This is a genomic window from Oceanihabitans sediminis (assembly GCF_003337215.1).
GTDB classification, from domain to species: domain Bacteria; phylum Bacteroidota; class Bacteroidia; order Flavobacteriales; family Flavobacteriaceae; genus Oceanihabitans; species Oceanihabitans sediminis.
The window spans coordinates 625,866-648,484 of the sequence record NZ_QPIG01000001.1 but is presented as its reverse complement, the minus strand read 5'-3'; the positions used below and the strand labels follow the sequence as shown (position 1 = coordinate 648,484).

General features: G+C 31.3%; 20 protein-coding genes. 18 read left to right on the top strand and 2 right to left on the bottom strand.

What is annotated here, in order from left to right:
* Window positions 1-36: 36 nt before the first annotated feature.
* From mnmG to DU428_RS02920, 3 genes are all read left to right on the top strand, one after another.
* Window positions 37-1,908, top strand: coding sequence for a tRNA uridine-5-carboxymethylaminomethyl(34) synthesis enzyme MnmG (mnmG, locus tag DU428_RS02930; RefSeq protein ID WP_113965769.1), 1,872 nt, complete (start codon window positions 37-39; stop codon window positions 1,906-1,908).
* A 124-nt stretch (window positions 1,909-2,032) separates the two neighbouring features.
* Entirely contained in the window at window positions 2,033-2,908 is an 876-nt protein-coding gene (locus tag DU428_RS02925) for a class I SAM-dependent methyltransferase (protein ID WP_113965768.1), read from the top strand.
* Between the two features lie 204 nt (window positions 2,909-3,112).
* A complete protein-coding gene (locus tag DU428_RS02920; protein ID WP_072347825.1) occupies window positions 3,113-3,622 on the top strand; it encodes an OmpH family outer membrane protein in 510 nt (169 codons plus the stop codon).
* Between the two features lie 27 nt (window positions 3,623-3,649).
* Here the strand turns inward: DU428_RS02920 and DU428_RS02915 are convergent, their stop codons facing one another.
* Window positions 3,650-4,813 (bottom strand): DNA polymerase III subunit, encoded by a 1,164-nt coding sequence (locus DU428_RS02915; RefSeq protein WP_072347827.1) that lies wholly within the window; start codon window positions 4,811-4,813, stop codon window positions 3,650-3,652.
* A gap of 274 nt (window positions 4,814-5,087) precedes the next feature.
* Between DU428_RS02915 and DU428_RS02910 the strand changes: the two genes are divergently transcribed.
* The 5 genes from DU428_RS02910 to DU428_RS02890 all read left to right on the top strand — a co-directional run bounded on the left by DU428_RS02910 (window position 5,088) and on the right by DU428_RS02890 (window position 12,482).
* Entirely contained in the window at window positions 5,088-6,275 is a 1,188-nt protein-coding gene (locus tag DU428_RS02910) for a phosphoglycerate kinase (protein ID WP_113965767.1), read from the top strand.
* Window positions 6,276-6,382: 107 nt separating this feature from the next.
* On the top strand, window positions 6,383-7,138 hold the full coding sequence (locus DU428_RS02905) for a GLPGLI family protein (RefSeq protein WP_113965766.1): 756 nt from the start codon (window positions 6,383-6,385) through the stop codon (window positions 7,136-7,138).
* Window positions 7,139-7,209: 71 nt separating this feature from the next.
* On the top strand, window positions 7,210-9,822 hold the full coding sequence (locus DU428_RS02900) for a TonB-dependent receptor (RefSeq protein WP_113965765.1): 2,613 nt from the start codon (window positions 7,210-7,212) through the stop codon (window positions 9,820-9,822).
* A 68-nt stretch (window positions 9,823-9,890) separates the two neighbouring features.
* Window positions 9,891-11,480: a LysM peptidoglycan-binding domain-containing protein gene (locus DU428_RS02895; RefSeq protein ID WP_072347834.1), complete on the top strand. Its 1,590-nt coding sequence runs from the start codon at window positions 9,891-9,893 to the stop codon at window positions 11,478-11,480.
* A gap of 24 nt (window positions 11,481-11,504) precedes the next feature.
* Complete coding sequence (locus DU428_RS02890; RefSeq protein ID WP_072347836.1) at window positions 11,505-12,482, top strand: DUF4837 family protein; 978 nt, start codon at window positions 11,505-11,507, stop codon at window positions 12,480-12,482.
* Between the two features lie 80 nt (window positions 12,483-12,562).
* Here DU428_RS02890 and tatA read toward each other — a convergent pair whose 3' ends face one another.
* A complete protein-coding gene (tatA, locus tag DU428_RS02885; protein ID WP_072347838.1) occupies window positions 12,563-12,745 on the bottom strand; it encodes a twin-arginine translocase TatA/TatE family subunit in 183 nt (60 codons plus the stop codon).
* 115 nt (window positions 12,746-12,860) lie between these two features.
* Between tatA and DU428_RS02880 the strand changes: the two genes are divergently transcribed.
* From DU428_RS02880 to DU428_RS02835, 10 genes are read left to right on the top strand one after another with little or no spacing between them, the layout of a single operon-like run.
* On the top strand, window positions 12,861-13,730 hold the full coding sequence (locus tag DU428_RS02880; RefSeq protein ID WP_113965764.1) for a M23 family metallopeptidase: 870 nt from the start codon (window positions 12,861-12,863) through the stop codon (window positions 13,728-13,730).
* Entirely contained in the window at window positions 13,731-15,233 is a 1,503-nt protein-coding gene (locus DU428_RS02875; protein WP_113965763.1) for a GH3 auxin-responsive promoter family protein, read from the top strand. It abuts the gene before it with no gap.
* Between the two features lie 28 nt (window positions 15,234-15,261).
* A complete protein-coding gene (locus DU428_RS02870) occupies window positions 15,262-16,950 on the top strand; it encodes a DUF6909 family protein (protein ID WP_072347844.1) in 1,689 nt (562 codons plus the stop codon).
* Window positions 16,951-16,955: 5 nt separating this feature from the next.
* Window positions 16,956-18,011 carry a YveK family protein gene (locus tag DU428_RS02865; RefSeq protein WP_072347846.1) on the top strand — a complete coding sequence of 352 codons (1,056 nt, stop codon included), beginning with the start codon at window positions 16,956-16,958 and terminating at the stop codon, window positions 18,009-18,011.
* On the top strand, window positions 18,001-19,056 hold the full coding sequence (gene rfbB, locus DU428_RS02860; RefSeq protein WP_113965762.1) for a dTDP-glucose 4,6-dehydratase: 1,056 nt from the start codon (window positions 18,001-18,003) through the stop codon (window positions 19,054-19,056). The genes DU428_RS02865 and rfbB overlap by 11 nt, the downstream gene beginning before the upstream one ends.
* A gap of 35 nt (window positions 19,057-19,091) precedes the next feature.
* A complete protein-coding gene (gene rfbA / locus DU428_RS02855) occupies window positions 19,092-19,958 on the top strand; it encodes a glucose-1-phosphate thymidylyltransferase RfbA (protein ID WP_113965761.1) in 867 nt (288 codons plus the stop codon).
* Entirely contained in the window at window positions 19,958-20,503 is a 546-nt protein-coding gene (rfbC, locus tag DU428_RS02850) for a dTDP-4-dehydrorhamnose 3,5-epimerase (protein ID WP_113965760.1), read from the top strand. The genes rfbA and rfbC overlap by 1 nt, the downstream gene beginning before the upstream one ends.
* Window positions 20,500-21,357, top strand: coding sequence for a dTDP-4-dehydrorhamnose reductase (rfbD, locus tag DU428_RS02845; protein WP_113965759.1), 858 nt, complete (start codon window positions 20,500-20,502; stop codon window positions 21,355-21,357). The genes rfbC and rfbD overlap by 4 nt, the downstream gene beginning before the upstream one ends.
* On the top strand, window positions 21,350-22,144 hold the full coding sequence (gene cysQ / locus DU428_RS02840; RefSeq protein WP_113965758.1) for a 3'(2'),5'-bisphosphate nucleotidase CysQ: 795 nt from the start codon (window positions 21,350-21,352) through the stop codon (window positions 22,142-22,144). The genes rfbD and cysQ overlap by 8 nt, the downstream gene beginning before the upstream one ends.
* Window positions 22,144-22,575 (top strand): DUF2061 domain-containing protein, encoded by a 432-nt coding sequence (locus DU428_RS02835; protein ID WP_113965757.1) that lies wholly within the window; start codon window positions 22,144-22,146, stop codon window positions 22,573-22,575. Before cysQ ends, DU428_RS02835 begins: the two co-directional genes overlap by 1 nt.
* The last annotated feature ends 44 nt before the right edge of the window (window positions 22,576-22,619 follow it).

Here is a 22,619-nt window from a genome sequence, read left to right as displayed (position 1 = left end):
CTTTAAATAAAGTAAAATTAGTTAAAAGAATAATACATGTTCAACGAAGTATATGATGTAATTGTTGTAGGAGGTGGTCACGCAGGAAGTGAAGCTGCTGCTGCTGCTGCAAACATGGGAAGCAAAACATTGCTAATAACCATGAATTTACAAAACATTGCACAAATGTCTTGTAATCCCGCAATGGGAGGAATAGCAAAAGGGCAAATAGTTCGTGAAATTGATGCGCTTGGAGGTTATAGTGGTATTGTAAGTGATACTTCTGCTATACAATTCAAGATGCTTAATAAATCTAAAGGACCTGCAATGTGGAGTCCGAGAGTGCAAAGCGACCGAATGCGTTTTGCTGAAGATTGGAGAATGATGTTAGAGCAGACTAAAAATCTTGATTTTTATCAGGAAATGGTTGCTGGTTTGTTAGTGGAAAATCATAAAATTATTGGAGTTAAAACTTCACTAGGATTAAAAATAAAAGCCAAAACAGTTGTTCTAACTAATGGTACTTTTCTTAATGGTTTAATACATATTGGAGATAAAAGTTTTGGTGGTGGTAGAGCTGGAGAAAAAGCTGCTACAGGTATTACAGAAGAATTAGTAGAATTAGGTTTTGAATCTGGTAGAATGAAAACTGGAACACCGCCAAGAGTGGATGGAAGATCTTTAGATTTTTCTAAAATGACGGAGCAACCAGGAGATGAAAAGCCAGAGAAATTTTCTTTTCTTGATGTAACAAAACCTTTAACTAAACAACGTTCTTGTCACATGTCTTATACTAGTGAAAAGGTACATGATTTACTTCGTGAAGGATTTGATCGTTCACCAATGTTCAATGGTAGAATTAAAAGTTTAGGTCCAAGATATTGTCCATCTATTGAAGATAAAATTAATCGTTTTGCTGATAAGGATAGACATCAATTATTTGTGGAACCGGAAGGTTGGAATACATGTGAATATTACATTAATGGTTTCTCTACATCGCTTCCAGAAGATGTTCAATTTAAAGCATTGCGTTCTGTAGTTGGATTTGAAAATGTGAAATTTTTCCGTCCAGGTTATGCGATTGAATATGATTATTTCCCACCTACACAGTTAAAGCATACTTTGGAAACAAAGCTTGTAGAAGGACTTTATTTTGCAGGACAAATTAATGGTACAACTGGATACGAAGAAGCGGCTTCTCAAGGTTTAATGGCAGGAATAAATGCTAGTTTAAAAGTTCTAGAAAAAGATCCTTTTACGCTACAAAGAGACGAGGCATATATTGGGGTTTTAATCGATGATTTAATTACAAAAGGAACAGAAGAGCCTTATAGAATGTTTACTTCTCGTGCCGAATATAGAACCTTGTTAAGACAAGATAATGCCGATTTGCGTCTTACTCCTAAAGCATATGATTTAGGAATTGCTTCTGAAAAACGTTTAAAACGTATGGAAGAAAAGCATTCTAAGGCGGCAGATTTTGTACAGTTCTTTAAAGACACAAGTGTAAAACCTGAAGAAGCAAATCCGGTTTTAGAAGAAAAGAATTCTTCTCCAGTGAAACAGCAAGACAAGATGTTTAAGATATTTTCTAGACCTAATATCACTATAGATGATGTTAGAAAATTTAATGCTGTAGAGAATTATATTCAAGAAAATAACCTAGATAATGAAGTTATTGAACAGACAGAAATTCAAGTTAAATATTCTGGATATATAGCTAAAGAAAAACAAAATGCCTATAAATTAAATAGGTTAGAGTACGTGAAAATCCCAAGTGATTTTGACTATTCAAAAATCAAATCTATGAGTTTTGAAGCGCGTGAAAAATTAAAATCTATTCAACCAACTTCTATTGCACAAGCTTCAAGAATTAGTGGAGTATCTCCTAATGATATTTCTGTATTATTAGTTTATATGGGCAGATAATTTTTAAGGAATCAAACAGATGTTCCACGTGGAACATCTGTTTTTTTTATATGAAAAACACATATGTATTTGCGACAAATTGTTCTGATTTGTCCTTTTAGAATTAGTTCCGGTTTTATTCAAAATGAAAAAAAAAGAAAGTTATTTTAAGGTAAAAGATTATTCTGTTTCTGGAGAAGAATTTGAATTAGTTCAAAATAAATCCTACGGATTTTTAGAAACGGTTCCGCAACCAAAAGAAGAAAATCTTTCTGAATATTATAAAACCGAAGACTATATTTCGCATACAGATTCTAAAAGAAATTTGTTTGAAAAAGCATATCACTTGGTTAGAAGTATTTCTTTAAAACGAAAACTAAAAATCATTAATTCGTTTTCTGAGCGTGCAAATAATTTTGATTCTTCTGAAAAAAAATCGCTTCTAGATTTTGGATGTGGTACTGGAGATTTTTTACAAACTGCACAAAAAAATAATTGGAAAGTTTTAGGGATTGAACCAAACCAACAAGCAAGAGAAATTGCAAATTCAAAAACGACTAATGCTGTTTTTAACTCTGAACATTTAAATAAAATTGAAGATCAAAGTTTCGATGTTATTACCCTTTGGCATGTTTTAGAACATGTACCAAACTTAGAAGAGCAAATTTCTGTATTTAAAAAACTACTAAAAGAAAATGGAGTTTTAATCGTAGCTGTTCCTAATTATAAAAGTTTCGATGCAAAACATTATAAAAACTTTTGGGCAGCTTATGATGTTCCTAGACATCTTTGGCATTTTAATCAAGATTCTATAGCTTCTCTTTTTTCAAAAGAAAATATGAAAGTGGTGAATACGCTTCCAATGAAATTTGATTCTTATTATGTAAGTCTACTTTCAGAAAAATATCAAAATGGATTTATGAATCCGTTTAAAGCTTTTTGGATTGGTTTTCGATCTAATTGGCTTGCAAAACGATCTGGAGAGTATTCTTCCTTAATTTACATCTTAAAAAATAGCTAATTCTTATTTATAGAAGGTTTATTTGATGATTTTTAGTCGCAACAACGAAATACACGACTAATTTCTGTTTCGCTCTTAAAACGCTTTATTTTAAGTTATTTTTAATAGTGTTTCTTTATTCTTATTTCAAATACTATAACAATCTTTTATAATTAGTATTTCCTTTCCTTTTTCTACATTTGTGGTCTAATAAAAAATATAAAAATGAAAAAAATAATTTATGCACTCTTAACTGTTTTGGTTTTTACTTCTTGCGAGCAACAAAAAATTGCTTTTATTGATAACGGAGAATTAATTAATAATTATCAAGCTAAAATTGATATTGAAGAAAAATTCAAACTTAAAGACGAAGCTTTTAAAAAGAATACAGATAGTTTAGCAAATGCTTTTCAAGTAGAGGCAAAAGCTTTTGAAATGGCTGCTGGAAAAATGGCACAGAAAAAAGCAGAAGAAAAATACCAAGAGTTAATACAAAAGCAACAAGGATTACAAAGACAAATTCAAATGCAGCAACAAGTAATGCAGAATGAGTTTCAAACGGAAATTGATTCCGTTTTAGTAAAAGTGAAAGACTTTGTTGCAGACTACGGAAAGAAGCACGGTTATACGTATATCTTAGGTAAAAACGAAGCAGGTAGTGTTCTGTATGGTAGTGAAGCTAACGATATTACAGAACCTGTAACAGAAGCTTTAAATGCTAGTTATAAGAAATAAAAAAACTATTTTAAGAGTATTAAAAAGTCAGGCAGTTGTCTGACTTTTTTTATGCAGTAATCTGGTTAGTTTTATAGATAAATCTGTTAGGATAATTTTAGAGTTTCCGTTACGCTCTATATGATAGATAGCGTTTTGTAATTCTTCAGAGATTTCTAAAATATTATTGTCATGTATAAAAGGAGCAAAGTTCTCTAGTTTAAATTTTTCGGTTTTAGGTTCAAAATAAACTAAATCATTCGCATTATAATTCATAAGTAAAGCTTGTCGGAAAAATTCTACACAAAAATGTAGAAATTGTTTTTGCGTTTCTCTTCCTGTTTTTGCTATTTCTTCACTCCATGAAATTAAATCGTGAATAGCTGCTTTGTTTCCTTTTGCTTTAAACGCGCTTCTAATCCAGAAAATAAACCAAGTTTCAAATTGAATATCTTCACTATCATGATAAACTAGATCACAAGCTTTGTTGTAATTACCATTAGCTTGGTGAGCAATTTTTGTTGCAACACTATCTTCTAGATTGTATTTCTTGATTAGCGAGTTTTTAATATCGTTTTCAGCTAAAGGAGGGAAGTGTAAAATTTGGCAACGAGATTTAATCGTATTAATTATTTGTTCTTCGTCTTCAGCAATAAGAATAAATATGGTTTTGTTTGGTGGCTCTTCAATCAGTTTTAAAAGCTTATTGGCAGCCGAAATATGCATTTTTTCAGCCATCCAAATGAGCATGACTTTATATCCACCTTCATATGATTTAAGTGTAAGAGATTTTACAATTTCATTTGCTTCTTCTACATTAATAAGTCCTTGTTTATTATCAACTCCAAGACGTTTGTACCAGTCAAATAAATTTCCGTAAGGCTGTTCTTTTAGTAGTTCTCTCCATTCTTCTAAATAGTATTTAGAAACTGGTTTGCTTTTTACTTTATCGCTTGTAGTTACAGGAAAAGCAAAGTGTAAATCTGGATGCGAAAGATTCTCAAATTTTAAGTTGCAAGCAGCATTACCATTATTGTTTTCTTTGCCCGTATTTTTACATAAAAGGTATTGCGCATAAGCAATAGCCATAGGAAGTGTTCCGCAACCTTCGGGTCCTACAAAAAGTTGTGCATGCGCAATTCTACCATTATCTACACTTTGTGTTAAATGGTTTTTTATATGTTCTTGTCCTATAATTTCACTAAAAAGCATGAAGCAAATATACCTTAAAATTTATCAAATATATGAAGTTGTTTTGTTTTGAATCTCGAGACATTTTTCATTGAAATAAGAAAAATCAAGCAGATTCTAAAAATCACAAGATAGTCAAGTTGTCATTTTTAATAAAATATAAACAAAGGTTTTAATGCCTATGCTTCATAATTGTTTAAGATGTAACTTTAAATAAATAAAATATTGTGCATTTTGTTATTTTTATTGACCTTTAAACTTTTAAATAAACGCACAATTTATATATCTCATACAAATGAAAACACTTAACGACTTCAATTTTAAAAACAAGAAAGCCCTAATAAGAGTAGATTTTAACGTGCCCTTAGATGAAGACTTTAAAGTAACCGATAGTAATAGAATTGTTTCGGAAAAACCAACTATTATTAAAGTTTTAGAAGATGGCGGAAGCTGTATTTTAATGTCTCACTTAGGAAGACCAAAAGGCGTGCAAGATGCATTTTCCTTACGTCATATTGTAAGTACGATTGAAGACGTAATAGGTGTGGAAACTAAGTTTGTAACTAATTGCGTTGGTGCGGAAGCCGAAGAAGCAGCAAAAAAATTAAAACCAGGTGAAATTTTATTATTAGAAAACTTACGATTTCATGAAGAAGAAACATCTGGCGATAAAGACTTCGCTGAATCCCTTTCTAAATTAGGAGATATTTATGTGAATGATGCTTTTGGTACAGCGCATAGAGCACATGCATCTACTACCGTTGTTGCTCAGTTTTTTCCAGGAAATAAATGTTTTGGTCATTTGTTAGCTAAAGAAATTGAAAGCATTAAAAAGGTAATGGAAACAGGCGAAAAACCTGTTACAGCAATACTTGGCGGGGCAAAAGTGTCTTCTAAAATAACAATTATCGATAATATTTTAGATAAAATAGATCACCTTATTATTGGTGGAGGAATGACTTTTACATTTATAAAAGCACAAGGAGGAAAAATAGGAAACTCCTTAGTGGAAGATGACAAAATGGAACTTGCCTTAGAAATATTAGAAAAAGCTAAAAACAAAAATGTACAAGTGCATTTACCAACAGATGCTGTAATTGCAGATGCTTTTAGTAACGATGCGCATACAGATACCTGTGCTGTAAACGAAATTCCAGATGGTTGGATGGCTTTAGATGTTGGGCCTAATACCGAAGCTGCTTTTGCAAAAATCATTGCGCAATCTAAAACCATTTTATGGAATGGACCCTTAGGAGTTTTTGAAATGAATAATTTTGCAAAAGGGACTATTGCTTTGGGTTATGCTATTGCAGATGCAACAAAAAATGGTGCTTTTTCGTTAGTAGGAGGAGGAGACTCAGTTGCAGCAGTAAAACAATTTGGTTTTGAGAAAAAAGTGAGCTATGTAAGTACAGGAGGAGGTGCTATGCTAGAAAGCTTAGAGGGTAAAACACTACCGGGAATTGCTGCTATTTTAGAGTAAATACAGCGATAGTTGATAAATAAAAACGATTTTTCTTAGGTATTAATTTGTTTTTGTTATTCTTTCTTTCTTTCTTTCTTTCTTGTTGTTTTGTAAAGTCTTTTAAAATGAAATACCTATTCTTTTTATTCCTTCCGTTTCAGTTTTTAATTGCTCAAAACAGCAAGAATACTGGTCATATTATCTATCAAGTGTCTCTAACTGAGCCTTTTTTTTATTCTGATGAATTTAGAAGAGACTATGAAGAAGGATACCAAAGAACACTAGTTAGGGATAGCTTAATGAACGCTGTAGAGCTGGGAGTAGCTTTCACTAAAAAAAGTAGCCAATCTTTTCTGTTAAGGGATTATGATACAAAAAATTATAATCTAGATCATGAGGCTTTGTATAAAGCAAATGGCGAGCCTGATTATACCTATAGTGTTGCAACTAAAACTGCAACCGCAAGTATGGATTATTGGGATAAATTAGTAAGCATTTCTGTAGACCTAAATAGCAAGTGGAAAATAGATTTTAGCAAATCTAAAAAAATTGATGGCTATACTTGTTATTATGCAACTTACACCGGAAAAAACCTTTGGTATCTAGTTACTGAGAAATCCATTTACGCTTGGTTTACCACAGATTTGCCATTGCCCTTTGGGCCATTGCACTATCACGGTTTACCAGGTTTAATTATAGAACTTAATATTGAAAACATAAGATATACAGCAAAAAAAATAGCTTTTAATGACACCTATAGTTCGAAACTAAAACCAAAAAAATTATCTAAACATGAAGTATTAACAGATGAAGAGTTTATTAATACTAGAGAGGATATTAAAAGAAGATACAAGCGAATTATAATACAAGGCGGAAATTAAAAACAAGCTATTTTACTCTTAATAACGTTGCTTATTTAAGTAACGTTATTTTTATTATAAACTTTTATTACATGCGTATATTACTGTTTTTTCTTATATCTACTTGCTGTTTTGCACAACAAGAGTTTACTGGTTTGGTAAAAGATATAAGCGGGAATACCATTGAGCAAGTTGTAGTTATAGTTTCAGATTCTTTAAGTCAACAAACACCAGAAAATATTTTAATTTCAGATTCTTTAGGTGCTTTTAAAGTTTCTTTAAACAGTAATAAAAAGTATGTGTTAAAGACAAAGCATTTAAGTTTTAAAGACACTATTGTTGGTTTTAATCCAGCTAAAGAAAATAAAATCTCCATTTTTTTAAGCCCCAATAATCATGCGCTAGAAGAAGTTATTATAAAGCACGAAAAACCTAAAGTAAAAGTAAGAAGAGATACCATATCTTTTAATTTATCTAAATATATAGACGATAATGATAGGAAGTTAAAGGATTTGGTAGAAAAACTACCAGGATTAACCATTCAAGAAGATGGTAGTCTTTATTTTAAGGGAGAAAAGATCACAAAACTATTAGTAGAAAACGAAGAATTTTTTGGAGGAGGTACAAAATTAGGATTAGAAAATATTCCTGCAGATGCGCTTGAAAAGCTAGAAGTAATATCCAACTATAGTAAATCAAATTTATTAAAAAGTAATCGTAGGACAGAGCAACAGGTTATTAATCTAGTACTAAAAAAAGATAGAAAATCTATTATTTTTGGTAATGTTTCAGGGGGTTCAGATTTTAGTAACTTTTATGAAGCACAGGCATCCTTTTTTCAGTTTAAAAGAAAAAATCAAAATAATCTTATTGTTAATGCCAATAATATTGCCCAACAATTAATAGGAAATAATGAAGCAGAGGCATTTTCTAATATTAACTCAGAACTTTTTAATTTAATAGAAACACCTATTGCCTACGGTATTGATAAAAATGAGTTTTCTAAAATTGACAATAAAATAGTGGCTCTAAATGCTAAACGAATTAACAAAAACTCTACTTGGGATTTTTTGAGTTATTATAATTTAGTAAATAAAGAAAAATCGTTTACAGAAAAAACAGAATACCTCAATAATAATAGTATAGACACAAGACAGGAGTTTGAAAACATTCAGAATAAATCCTTTTATTTTCGGGCAACAAACTATTTAAAAAACACTAAAAAAGAAAGGCTTTTTGCAAATGCTATTGTAATAAATAATGATACAAACCATAATAAAACAGCATCTATTAGTGGTTTAGGAAACAGAGACTATGCTACTTCCAGTAGAGGAGAAAACCTTAGTATAAATTCTATTTTTGAAGAAGTGTTAGCTTTAACAGACAATGAGACTTTAGTTTATGGATCTAACTTAAGCTACACAAATAGCAATGAAAATAATTTATTAGCGAGTAATCAAGGTTTCTTAGAGGAACAAATACCATGGTTAGATCAAAACCTTTATTCTCTAGATAAAAATCATCGTAAAAGTGAATTTAATGTGCAATTAGGAGCTATTTATTACTACAATCTAAATCAAAACAATACACTTTTTGCCAGTAATAAAACAAGTTATGATTTTGCTGATTTAACAAACAATCAAAACCAATTATTGGAGAATGAAAGTGCATATTATTTAGGAAGTAATTTCAACTCAAAATTGCGTTTTCATACTATGCAATCAGATTTTAAATTAAATTATAACTACAAAAAAGATAATTGGAATGTGGATTTCGGTGGTGTTGTACATATGTTTTCACTAAAAATTAAAAAGTATAATTTAGAGAATACTTCTTCAGAAACTGTATTTAATCCTTTTACAAATATTAGGTATTTCATCAATACAAAAAAACAAATTACTTTTAATTATAATAGCAACATTAACTTACCAAAAGTAAATCAACTAGATGACTATTATGCTGTCAATAACTATAATACAGTTACAATAGGTAATATAGATTTAAATAAGTCTACAACCCAAAATTTTGTTTTAAAATACACAGATTATAATATTCCTAAAAACTATTCCTTTAATTCAATAAGTAGTTTTCAGATATTTAAAAACACTCTAGAAAAATCCTATATTTTTAATGATATAAATAGTGTTTCAACATATTACAATCAAGCTAAAAACGGATTTAATTTCAGATCAAGAAATTCCTTTTTTTACTTATTTAATACTTGGGAAGCAGGGGTTAGTTTAACATATTCAGAATCTGTTAAACATATAGATTTACTAGAAAACCAAGAGGTAGCCAACAAAAGAATAAACTTTTCGCCTAGATTTAAAACGAATTTTAAAGCGTTACCAAACATCTATTTTAAACCTTATCTAGCTTATAATACTCAAAAAGTTGGTTTAAATTCTAGAGACTTCGAATCTATAGGGTTTCAATCTAAAATAGAATATCATTTTCTCTCCAATTTTTTAGTTAAAACAGCATATAATTATTCAGAAATTGCTAATGAAAAAGCATTTTCTTCTTTAGATTTCGAATTCCGTTTTACAAATAAATTAAAGTATCTAGACATATCTTTAAACGGTTATAATGTATTAGCAACTAGGTTTAATACAAGTATCTTACAGTCTTCATTGTTTCGAATAGAAAACATCTCTACCAATTTAGGAAGAAGTATGTTGTTCAAGGTTAATTATTTTTTCTAAAATAGATTTTTGTTAGGTTAAATAAGAAAGTAGTAACTTTCCCGTTTTAAAGAAAACCTTATATAATCATGCAGATACATAAACTATTTATTTTTTGTTCTTTTTTAAGTTTTGCTGTGGTCAATGCGCAAGACAGCTTACAGGTTTCTGTAGATACTTTAAGGCTTTCAGAGAATGAACTGGAAGCAGGTAAAAACTATATTATAGATACTATAATAGACGGTCAAACTTTTTATAAAAAAGAAATCAAACTAGCAGAAGAATTAGATGAAAATAAAGAGTTTGAAGATCATGAGCACGCTGCAAAAATAGACGAGAAGTGGTTAGAAGAATTATATAGCAATTCTTTATACGACACTATTTACAGAACAGTTAGCGAACTAGACTATAAAGATGTTTATTACCCAGAATTAACCACAGAAGTTTTAAAAGAACGGCTTGCAAAGCTAAATGCAAGAACTCCATTTAATGTAGAATACAATCCTTCTTTAGAAAGCGTTATTAAGTCATTTTTAAAAAACAGAAGAAAATCTTTTGAAAAACTAATGGGAATAAGCCATTATTATTTTCCAATGTTTGAGCGTGAGCTAGACAATTATAACATTCCTTTAGAAATGAAATACCTTGCCATTGTAGAGTCTGCTTTAAAACCAAGAGCACGTTCTAGAGTTGGTGCAACCGGTTTGTGGCAATTTATGTTTGCAACAGGTAAACAATACGGTTTAGATGTTAGTTCTTATGTAGATGAGCGTAGTGACCCTATAAAATCTACCGAAGCTGCATCTAAATATTTATCTAGATTGTATGAGATTTTTGGCGATTGGGATTTAGCACTTGCAGCTTATAATTCGGGTCCAGGAAACGTAAGTAAAGCTATAAGACGTTCTGGAGGATATCAGAATTATTGGAATATTCGACATAATCTTCCACGTGAAACAGCAGGTTATGTTCCTGCATTTTTAGCAACTATGTATATTTTTGAATTTGCTGAAGAACACGGATTCAAGCCTCTAAAACCAGAATTTCAATACATAGAAACAGATACTATTCACGTTAAACAAATGATTACCTTAGATCAAGTTAGTGAAAGTGTAGGAGTAGAGGTAGAAACGCTTCAGTTTTTAAACCCTTCGTATAAGCTGGATATTATTCCGTATATAGAAGGAAAAAACTATACTCTACGCCTGCCAAGACATGCAGTAGGGAAGTTTGTAACCAATGAAAAAGCTATTTATGCTTTAGCTAAAGCCGAATTAGATGAACGTGAAAAACCATTACCACAGTTTTTTAATTCGGAAAGTAAAACAAGATACACCGTTAGAAGTGGTGATTACCTCGGAAAAATTGCAAGAAAATATGGAGTTCGTGTAAGTCAACTAAAACAATGGAATGGTTTACGAAGTAATGATTTACGTATTGGCCAGCGATTAACAATTTATCCTAGAAACACAGCAGCAAGAACGGCAAGTGCTTCAAAACCAAAGGTAAACACTCCAATTCCTGCTAATGCTAAAACCTATACCGTAAGGAGTGGAGACTCCCTTTGGAGTATTTCGCAAAAATATCCTGGAGTTTCTGTTCAAAATATTCGAGATTGGAACGATATTAGTGGTAACAATTTAAAACCAGGAATGAAGCTTATTGTTTCTAAAGGCTAATACTTCTATAAAAATAAAATAATTATGCGTAATTTTCTTTATGTAGCAATGGTATTACTATTGTTTACTTCTTGTGATGATGAAAAATCTACTAAACGAATCCTTCCACAATCCTCAGGAACTCTTAACAATATTTCCGTAGTTGTAGATAATGAACTTTGGGACGGTGCCGTTGGTGAAGCAATTAGAAATGTACTTGCTGCTCCAATTTATGGTTTACCACAGGATGAGCCAATTTTCACCATGGCGCAAATACCACCACAAGTTTTTTCAGATTTTGTAACTAAAAATAGAACTATTTTTAAAGTAGAATTAGGAGAAAGCGAAGCAGGAGTTAAGCTTACAAGCGATGTTTATGCATCCCCACAAAAAGTTGTTTTAGTTACCGGAAAAACAAAACAGGAAATCATTCAGCAAATAACAGAAAATGCTAAAAAAATTGTTTCAGCTTTTAAAAATGAAGAGTTAAAAGAAAAACAACGTAGAATCAATTTATCCTTACATAAAAACAATTCTATTGAAGATAATTTAGGCCTAACCATCAATTTTCCTACTGCTTACAGAATTGCTAAGGAAGAAAATAATGTGTACTGGATTAGAAAAGATATTACTACCGGTACTACCAATTTAATGCTTTATTCAATTCCGTATGAAACTATTAATAAAGAAGAAAATTTAGTAAATCAAATTATTAAGGTTAGAGATTCAATAAATAAAGACTTTATCCCAGGACCAACAGAAGATGCTTATATGATTACCGAAGAAGCTTATGCTCCTTTTCTTTCAGAAATTATTGTAGACAATAAGCCAACAACAGAAACTAAAGGTATTTGGGATATGAAAAACGCATTCATGTCGGGGCCTTTTGTTAATTATATGATTGAAGATGAAGCAAACCAACGTTATGTGGTTGTTGAAGGTTTTGCCTTTGCTCCATCTGTTGCCAAACGCGATTATATGTTTGAGTTAGAAGCAATCGTAAAGTCTATAAAAATAAAGTAGATTTCCTTTAATTAAAAGACACAAAAAAACCAACGTAATGCAATTACGTTGGTTTTTCTTATTTAAAAGAATAAGGTAACCTACTCTTTCTTGTTTTTCTCTTCCTCTTCTTCTTTGCTAGCGTCTTTAAATTCTTTAATTCCGCTACCTAGTCCACGCATAAGTTCTGGAATCTTTTTTCCTCCAAAAATTAGTAAAATTACAACAGCGATTAATACTACTTGAGGCCAACCTATAAAAAGAGGTGTCATATTTAAAATCATAATCTTTAAATTTAGAGCAAAGTTAATAATTAAAGTTTAATTATGTCGTTTTAACTGCAACTTTAGTATAATATTAAACCTGAGACTTTATAATTTTACATACTTTTGTTAGAAGATGAAAGCAAAAAAGAAAAAAGAAAAAAAAATAGCTAAAAAGCTACTGAACAAGTATCGGCTAGTTATCCTAAATGAAGATACTTTTGAAGAACGTCTGTCTTTTAAATTAACAAGACTGAATGTTTTTGTATTGCTTGCACTTTCTTCCATTTTTATTGTAGTTTCAACAACTATTTTAATCGCTTTTACACCTTTAAAAGAATATATTCCAGGTTATTCTTCAACAGCTTTAAAGAAGAAAGCTACTATATTAAATTATAAAACAGATTCCTTAGAAAAAGTAATAGCTATTAATGAGCGTTACTTCGAGTCTATCAAAAAAGTATTACACGGCGAACTAAGTAGTTTAGATTTTAATAAAGATTCTATTGTAGAAGCAGCAAAACTAGATGTAAGAGATATAGATCTTGCGCCTATAAAAGAAGATTCTTTACTTCGTGAAAAAGTAGATAAAGAAGATAAATACAACCTGTTTGAATCTGCAATTTCAAAAGCTAGTTTTATATTATTTCCACCAGCAAACGGAACTATTTCATCACCATATAACGCCAAAGAAAAACACTATGCTGTAGATATTGTTTTAGCTAAAAACACCCCAATTAAATCTACTGCAGATGGTATTGTAATTTTTGCAGAGTGGACAACCAAAACAGGGCACGTTATTATTGTAGAACATAGCCACGGATTAATTTCTGTATATAAACACAATGCTTCTTTAACTAAAGAACAAGGAGACTTGGTAAAAGCAGGAGAAGTTATTGCTATGTCAGGAAATACAGGAGAATTAAGTTCTGGACCACATTTACATTTTGAACTTTGGAGTGATGGTTACCCAATAAACCCAACCAATTTTATAGATTTCGAATAAATGTTATCACTAAAAGCAGCTTTAGCAAAACCATTTGCAAAAATCATCTATAAGTCTATTCAAAAATGGGCCAATAACCCTATTGAAACACAAAACAAAGTCTTTCAAAAGCTAATTAGCGAGGCTGTTTCTACCCAATTTGGAAAAGACCACGATTTTGTAAGTGTTAACAATCATAACGATTTTGTTAATCGCGTTCCGGTAAGAGATTATGAAGCTTTAAAACCTTATGTAGATAGGGTAGTTGCGGGAGAAGAAAACATACTTTGGAAAGGGAAGCCACTTTACTTTGCAAAAACCTCAGGAACTACTTCTGGTGCAAAATATATTCCTATTACCAAAGAGAGTATGCCAACACATGTAGAGGCTGCTAGAAATGCCATTTTAATGTATATTCATGAAACAGGCAACGCGAAGTTTGTAGACGGAAAAATGATCTTCCTACAAGGCTCTCCGGTTTTAGAAAAACAAAACGGCATTCAATTAGGAAGGCTTTCAGGTATTGTAGCGCATTATGTGCCTAAATACCTACAGAAAAATAGAATGCCATCTTTAAAAACAAACTGTATTGAAGATTGGGAAACTAAAGTAAATGCTATTGTAGAAGAGACACTTCCGGAAAACATGACTATTATTTCTGGAATTCCTTCGTGGGTGCAAATGTATTTTGAAAAGCTTCAAGAAAGAACAGGAATGAAGGTTGGCGATATTTTTAAAAACTTCAATTTGTTTATTTTCGGTGGAGTAAATTACGAACCCTATAGAGCAAAATTTGAAAGTTTAATAGGTAGAAAAGTAGATAGTATTGAGCTTTATCCTGCAAGCGAAGGATTTTTTGCTTACCAAGATAAACAACATGAAAAAGGAATGCTTTTGCAATTAAATTCCGGAATCTTTTATGAGTTTATTAAAGCAGATGATTTTTATACCGAAAACCCAAAAAGAATAACGATTGCAGATGTAGAAATTGGAGTAAATTATGTGATGATTATCTCTACAACTGCAGGACTTTGGGCTTATAATATTGGAGATACGGTTCAGTTTACTTCAACAAAACCGTATAGAGTGATTGTTTCCGGTAGAATAAAACACTTTATCTCGGCTTTTGGAGAGCATGTAATTGGAAAAGAAGTAGAACAGGCTATTCAAGAAGCTTTGGTTGGTAGCGATGCAGAAGTTTCAGAGTTTACAGTAGCTCCTCAAATAAGTCCTTCCGAAGGATTACCATACCATGAATGGTTTGTAGAATTTGAAAAAGAACCAGAAAACATTTCCGCTTTAGCGCAAAAAATAGATGCATCTTTACAAAAACAAAATTCATATTATTTAGATTTAATAGAAGGTAAAGTATTGCAGCCCTTAAAGCTTACTAAAGTGAAAAAAGGAGGGTTTCAGGATTATATGAAATCTATAGGAAAACTAGGCGGACAAAATAAATTGCCTCGCTTGTCTAATGATAGGAAAATAGCTGATAAATTAGCAGACTTAGGGTTAACTAAATAATCCTATATTTGTAAGTCAAACAAAGTATATGAGTAATATAAAACAACATGCAAGAACAAGAGCTCAAGAAAGCTCGAACGCTATAGAACGTATGTATATTACCATGAGACACCTATTTAATAGAGGTTTTTATAAACCAATGGGAGTTTCTGGTGAAACATTAAGAGAAGCTTTACTGCTTTTAAGACCTGAAATATATGGGTCTATTGGTTCAGAAAAAGCAGAATTAGAAGGACTACTTTACGTAATAGATAGGTTACCAATAGGAATAGAAGAGTGTACTTTTATCAATTTAACTAGTGATGAAGGCTATGCTAACTCGCATTTTAAGGCAATTATTCCGCCAAAAAGAAGACGTAATTGTTATAGAATTGATGAAGAACAAATGAACATTGAGATTACTCGTGGTCGTTCGGAGATTTATGATATACTTACGCATTTAACTTTCCTTTTTGTTGAATCACATAAGATTAGCAAACGCGTTTTAATTAATGAAGACGGAGCTACAACTAGAGATTGGATTAAATTAGAGAAAGCTGTAACAACTAAAAAGAAACTTACACAGCCAGAACGTGAAATTGCAATTACGCATACTGCTAATATTTTAGGAAGAACCTTCAATGAAATTTTAGAAGTATATGAAGAATTTGCAACACCAAATCAACCAGAAAGATTATTACACATCGTTTATTGGTTAGGAAAATTGGCTATAGAAGAAGTTGTAAACAACAACAGAAGAACCATAACTTTTACTCCAGTTTTAAGAGAAAGACTAGGTCATCATATTCATGGAGAAATTTGGGCTAACAATATTAAATCTATTTTACACAAAAATGGATTGTTAGAAAGGCCAATTCATATTATAAGTGCGAATATGCATAGTGTCATGAATACGCTTTTTGCTCCTAATGCATTAAAAACATTAGTAGCCAAAAAAGATATTTTTCAAGTTTATGAAGCAATAAGTCATAAAGATAGTTCAGACCTACGTAACAAAGTAACAAAAGAAGCCCTACAAAAAGGGATGATTTATGTTGAAGATTCTTCTGGAACAAATATCAATGTTCAGATTTTTGATATCGATAAGATTGATTTTTCAAAAATTGATATTAAAGTCAATGCTAAAAAATTAAAAGAAGAGAAGCCAATTATTGTTGTAATGGATTATGCTTTTGGTGAACAAGCATACGAAACTATTGATGAGCTTTTAAAACCATATAAACAAGAAGAATCAGATATACACCTGTATGTAGACTCTATTTCTATTATGGGGAAAGCTGGTATTTTAGAAGGAGGAAAAGGAGATATTATGATACCTTCAGCACATATTTTTGAAGGAACAGCAGATAATTACCCTTTTAAAAATGAGTTAAGTAAAGCCGATTTAGACGGGCAAGGACTAGAAGTTTACGAAGGGTCTATGATTACTGTTTTAGGAACTTCATTACAGAACAAGGATATTTTAAAATTCTTCTACAATTCAACTTGGAATGTCATCGGACTTGAAATGGAAGGGGCACATTACCAAAAAGCAATTCAGGCAGCCTCTAAGGTAAGAGGAAGCATCAATGAAGATGTAAAAGTGCGTTATGCATATTATGCAAGTGATAATCCTTTAGAAACAGGAAGCACATTAGCCTCTGGTGGTTTAGGAACATCGGGAGTAAAACCAACTTATTTAATAACAAGAAAAATATTAGAACAAATATTTAATTAACCTCTATGAGTGATAAATTACCTCAAAACAGAAACAATGAAGAAGTAGATTTATTGGTTCTCTTCGATTATTTCGGGAAAAGTATAAACCGCGTAATTAATTTTTTCTATAAAATAATAAAAGGAATATTTTCCTTCTTTATTTACGCTTTAAAACCATTTATTAGAAACTTTAAGTTAATAGCTTCAGTAGTTCTAGTTTCAGCTATACTAGGTTTTATTATTCAAAAAACTCAGCGAGACGTCTATACTTCTCAAATGCTAGTAAAGCCTTATTTTGATTCTAAATATCAGTTAGTTACTAATATAAAATATTATAATGCTTTAATAAATGAAAAGGATTATGCACAGTTGCAGGAGATTTTCAATATCAGTGAAGAAGATACTAAACAGATTATAAGTTTTGATATTCATTCTGGACCAGAAAATGAAAACGATAAAATAGTTCAATACGATGAATTTCTAAAATCAATAGATAGTTCTAGGGCTAAAAATATTAGTTTTAAAGAATTTGTTGAAAATAGAAGTATTTATTCTGGAGATGTATTTCAAATTGAAGTTTTTTCACATAAAAAAGATATTTTTAGATCTTTAGAGGAGGGACTAAATACGACTTTCACAAACACCTATTCTGTAAAGAAAATGCAAAAAAGAGATTCCTTAATCTCTATTGAAAGACAGAATATTTTATCATCTATTAAGCAAGTAGATTCTTTACAAAAAGTATATATTGATGTGATGAATGATGAGGCAAATTCTAACAAAGGGTCTTATACAACCAAGGATGGAATGAGTTTTATACAAGAGCGAACTAAAACTAAAGAGTATGAATTACTAAAAGAAAGTATGCAGTTGAGACAAGCTTTAAGTGAATTAGATGCTCAAAAAGTAGAAGAAGATGTTTATTTTGATACCCTATCAAGTTTTCAAGATACAGGAGAAAAGTACACCTCAATTTGGAGAGTATACACACTTATTTTCCCTCTAGCTGCGTTTGTTACCCTGTGCTTTGTTTTTACTGGAAAAAATATCATAAGATTTATAGTAAACTATGAAGCATAATAAATCTATATTAATTACTGGTGGAGCAGGTTTTATTGGTTCTCATGTTGTACGGTTATTTGTAAACAAATATCCAGATTACCATGTTTTTAATTTAGATAGTTTAACCTATGCTGGGAACTTAGAGAATCTTACAGATGTAGAAACCGCTTCTAATTATACATTTATAAAAGGCGATATTACTAACGAAGGTTTTATTAATGCCCTTTTTACAGAGCATCAATTTGATGCTGTAATTCATTTGGCAGCAGAATCTCACGTTGATAGGTCTATTACAGATCCTTTAGCATTTGTAAAAACAAATGTTATTGGAACCATGATTTTATTAAATGCGTTTAAAAATCTTTGGAAAGATAATTTCAAGAATAAACTATTTTATCATATTAGTACCGATGAGGTTTATGGAACCCTAGGAGAAACTGGTTTGTTTACAGAAACTACCTCCTACGATCCAAACTCTCCGTATTCCGCTTCAAAAGCAAGTTCCGATCATTTTGTAAGAGCCTATGGTGAAACTTATGGCCTGCCTTACGTAATTACAAACTGTTCTAATAACTATGGACAAAATCAGTTCCCAGAAAAATTAATTCCGCTATTTATTAATAATATAATTAATAACAAGCCACTACCTGTTTACGGTGATGGAAATTATACAAGAGATTGGCTTTATGTTGTAGATCACGCCATAGCTATAGATTTAGTTTTTCATAAAGGAAACCAAGGAGAAACATATAATATCGGAGGTTTTAACGAGTGGAAAAACATCGATCTTGTCAAGTTGCTTTGCCAACAAATGGATGTTGCTCTAGGGAGAGAAAAGGATTCTTCAGAAAAGTTGATTACCTACGTTAAAGATCGCCCAGGACATGATTTAAGATACGCTATTGACGCATCAAAAATTAATAAAGAATTAGGTTGGAAACCATCCGTAACTTTTGAACAAGGATTAAAAAAGACCATCGATTGGTATTTAACTAACAAAGATTGGTTAGATAACGTTACAAGTGGCGCTTACCAATCTTACTACGAAAAACAATATAGTTAATTACCACCTTCGTAGTAATAAAAATATAGCTTTCTATGAAAGGAATTATACTAGCAGGAGGATCAGGAACGAGACTTCATCCATTAACTTTATCAGTAAGTAAGCAGCTAATGCCTATTTACGATAAACCAATGATTTATTATCCACTTTCAACCTTAATGTACGCAGGTATTAGAGATATTTTAATAATTTCTACACCTAAGGATTTACCGCTGTTTAAGGATTTATTAGGGGACGGTAAGAGCTTAGGATGTTCCTTTTCTTATGAAGTCCAAGAAAGCCCAAACGGTTTAGCAGAAGCTTTTATTATTGGTGAAGAATTTATTGGAGATGATAAAGTTGCTTTAATATTAGGAGATAATATTTTTTACGGAACCGGTCTATCCGAGTTATTACAAAGTAATAATGACCCAGACGGAGGAATTATTTATGCTTACAGAGTTCATGACCCGGAACGCTATGGTGTAGTAGAGTTTGATAAAGAAGGTCATGCAATTTCTATAGAAGAAAAACCTGAGAACCCTAAATCTAATTATGCGGTGCCTGGTATTTATTTTTACGATAATTCCGTTGTTCAAATAGCTAAAAACATTAAACCAAGCCATAGAGGAGAACTTGAAATTACAGATGTAAATAAAGCTTATCTAAGCAAAGGAAAACTAAGTGTTAGCATACTAGATAGAGGAACAGCTTGGTTAGATACGGGGACATTTCAGTCACTAATGCAAGCCTCACAATTTGTTGAGGTTATTGAAGAGCGTCAAGGGCTTAAAATAGGCTCCATTGAAGCTGCGGCTTTTGAAATGGGTTATATCTCGGAAAAACAATTTAAAGAGCTTGCAGAGCCTTTAATGAAGAGTGGATACGGTAAAAATTTATTAGGCCTTTTGAATAAAAAATAATGAATGTACTAGAAACAAAATTAGAAGGCTGCTTTATAATTGAACCAAAGATATTTGAAGATAAAAGGGGATATTTTTTTGAATCTTTTAATGAAAATAAGTTTAATACATTAACAGGTACTTCTTCAAAGTTTATTCAGGATAATGAATCTTTTTCTACAAAAGGTGTATTAAGGGGTTTACATTATCAAAGAGGTGTTCATGCACAAGCTAAGTTGGTAAGAGTTATAAAAGGAAAAGTATTAGATGTAGCAGTGGATGTTAGAGAAAATTCTTCAACCTTTGGCCAATATGTAACCATAGAGCTTTCTGAAGACAATAAGAAACAGGTATATGTGCCAAGAGGATTTGCACATGGCTTTGTTGTTTTAAGTGATACTGCTATCTTTTCATATAAATGTGATAACTATTATAATAAGGAATCTGAAGGAGGAATTATTTATAATGACCCAACTCTAAATATAGATTGGCAGCTGCCTAATAATGAGTTGGTTGTTTCTGAGAAAGATATAATTTTACCTACATTAGACAATGCTGAATTATGATAAACATCTTAGTCACAGGAGGAAATGGGCAATTAGCAACTTGTATAAAAGATATAGAATCTAATTATTCTAATCTAAACATTATTTATACAGATTCTGATATTTTAGATATTACCGACTTAAAAGCTGTTCAGAATTTTTTTAACAATAAAACAATTCATTATTGCATTAATTGTGCTGCATATACAGCGGTAGATAAAGCGGAGACTGAGCAACAAGTAGCGAAGGAAATAAACACTCTAGGCCCTAGTAATCTTGCAAGAATCTGCAAGGATAATAAAACGACATTGATTCAGATTTCTACAGATTTTGTTTTTAAAGGAGATAAATCAATAGCCTATATAGAAACTGACACAACCATTCCAACCGGCATTTACGCTTTAACAAAGCTGGAAGGAGAACAAGAGGTTGCAAGATATTTAAATCAACATTTTATAATTAGAACGTCTTGGTTGTATTCTGAAAACGGGAATAATTTCATGAAAACCATGATAAAATTATCACACGACAGAAATGAATTAAATGTTGTGGCAGACCAAATAGGTACACCAACGTATGCAACAGATTTAGCAGAAACTATTTTAAAAATCATCACAACAAATCATCAAGAATACGGAATCTATCATTATAGTAACGAAGGTGTTGCTAGTTGGTACGATTTTGCCAAAGCAATTTTTGAAGAGGCTCGTATTAACATAAAAGTATTACCAATAAAAACCAAGGAATACCCAACACCAGCTAAAAGACCTCATTTTAGTGTGTTAGATAAATCCAAAATAAAAACCAGTTTAAATATCGAAATTCCTTATTGGAGAGATAGTTTAAAAAAAGCCCTATCAAATTATAATGGATAAAAATTTACAAATAGCCATAGAGGCTTCATTAGCAGCAGGAAAAGTTATTATGGAAGTTTATGATACGGCTTTTGGTGTAGAAGTTAAAGATGACAAATCTCCTTTAACTGAGGCTGATACAAAAGCGAACGATATTATTAACTCTTTTCTAATCCCTACGGAAATTCCAATTATTTCTGAAGAAAATAAGCAAACAGATTATTCCGTTAGAAAAACATGGGAAACTTGCTGGGTTGTTGACCCGGTTGATGGAACAAAAGAATTCATTAAGCGTAATGGAGAATTTACGGTTAATATTGCTTTAGTTACGAACGGAATGCCTGTTTTAGGTGTTATTTATGTTCCAGCTACAAAAACTATATATTATGCAGATGTAGAATCTAATAAAGCTTTTAAAGCAGATTTAACCTCTCATGATGTATCAGTTAAGCAGGTTTTAGAAGCATCTATACCAATACAACCAAAAGAAGGAAATACAAAAGTTGTTCAGGTTGTAGGTAGCCGTTCTCACATGAATCAAGACACATTAGACTTTATTGAAAGTATAAAAAAGCAAGGGAACGATGTTGAGGTAGTTTCAAAAGGTAGCTCTTTAAAATTTTGTTTAGTTACAGAAGGAAATGCAGATGTTTATCCGCGATTTGCACCAACGATGGAGTGGGATACAGCTGCTGGACAAGCTATTTGTAATGCTGTTGGCCTTAAAGTTATTTCTCAAGAAACAAAAAAAACATTAACTTACAATAAAGAAAATTTACTTAATAGCTATTTTATTGTTAGTAAATAATGCGAGATAAATCCTATAAAAGACATATAGCAAAAACCATTACTTGGAGGTTTATAGGTACCATAGATACTATAATATTATCATGGTTTATTACTGGCGATCCTTATGCTGGATTAAAAATAGGTTTAGCTGAAATCACCACGAAAAGTATTTTATATTATTTACATGAGCGGGTTTGGTTTAAGATTAATTTATCTAAAGAAGGTGTGTCCTTAGAGAGTAGAAAACGCCATCTTGCTAAAACAATTACTTGGCGAATAGTAGGTACCCTAGACACAATGACTTTAGCGTGGATAATATCAGGAAATCCTTTAGCAGCTCTTCAAATTGGTTTAGCAGAAGTTGTTACAAAAATGTTATTTTATTACCTACATGAGCGTGCGTGGTATAGAGTTGATTACGGTTTAAGAGATCGAAATAAAACATTGTAATAAAGTATAGGTATAAGGTAGAAAATACTAAACAAATATGCTTC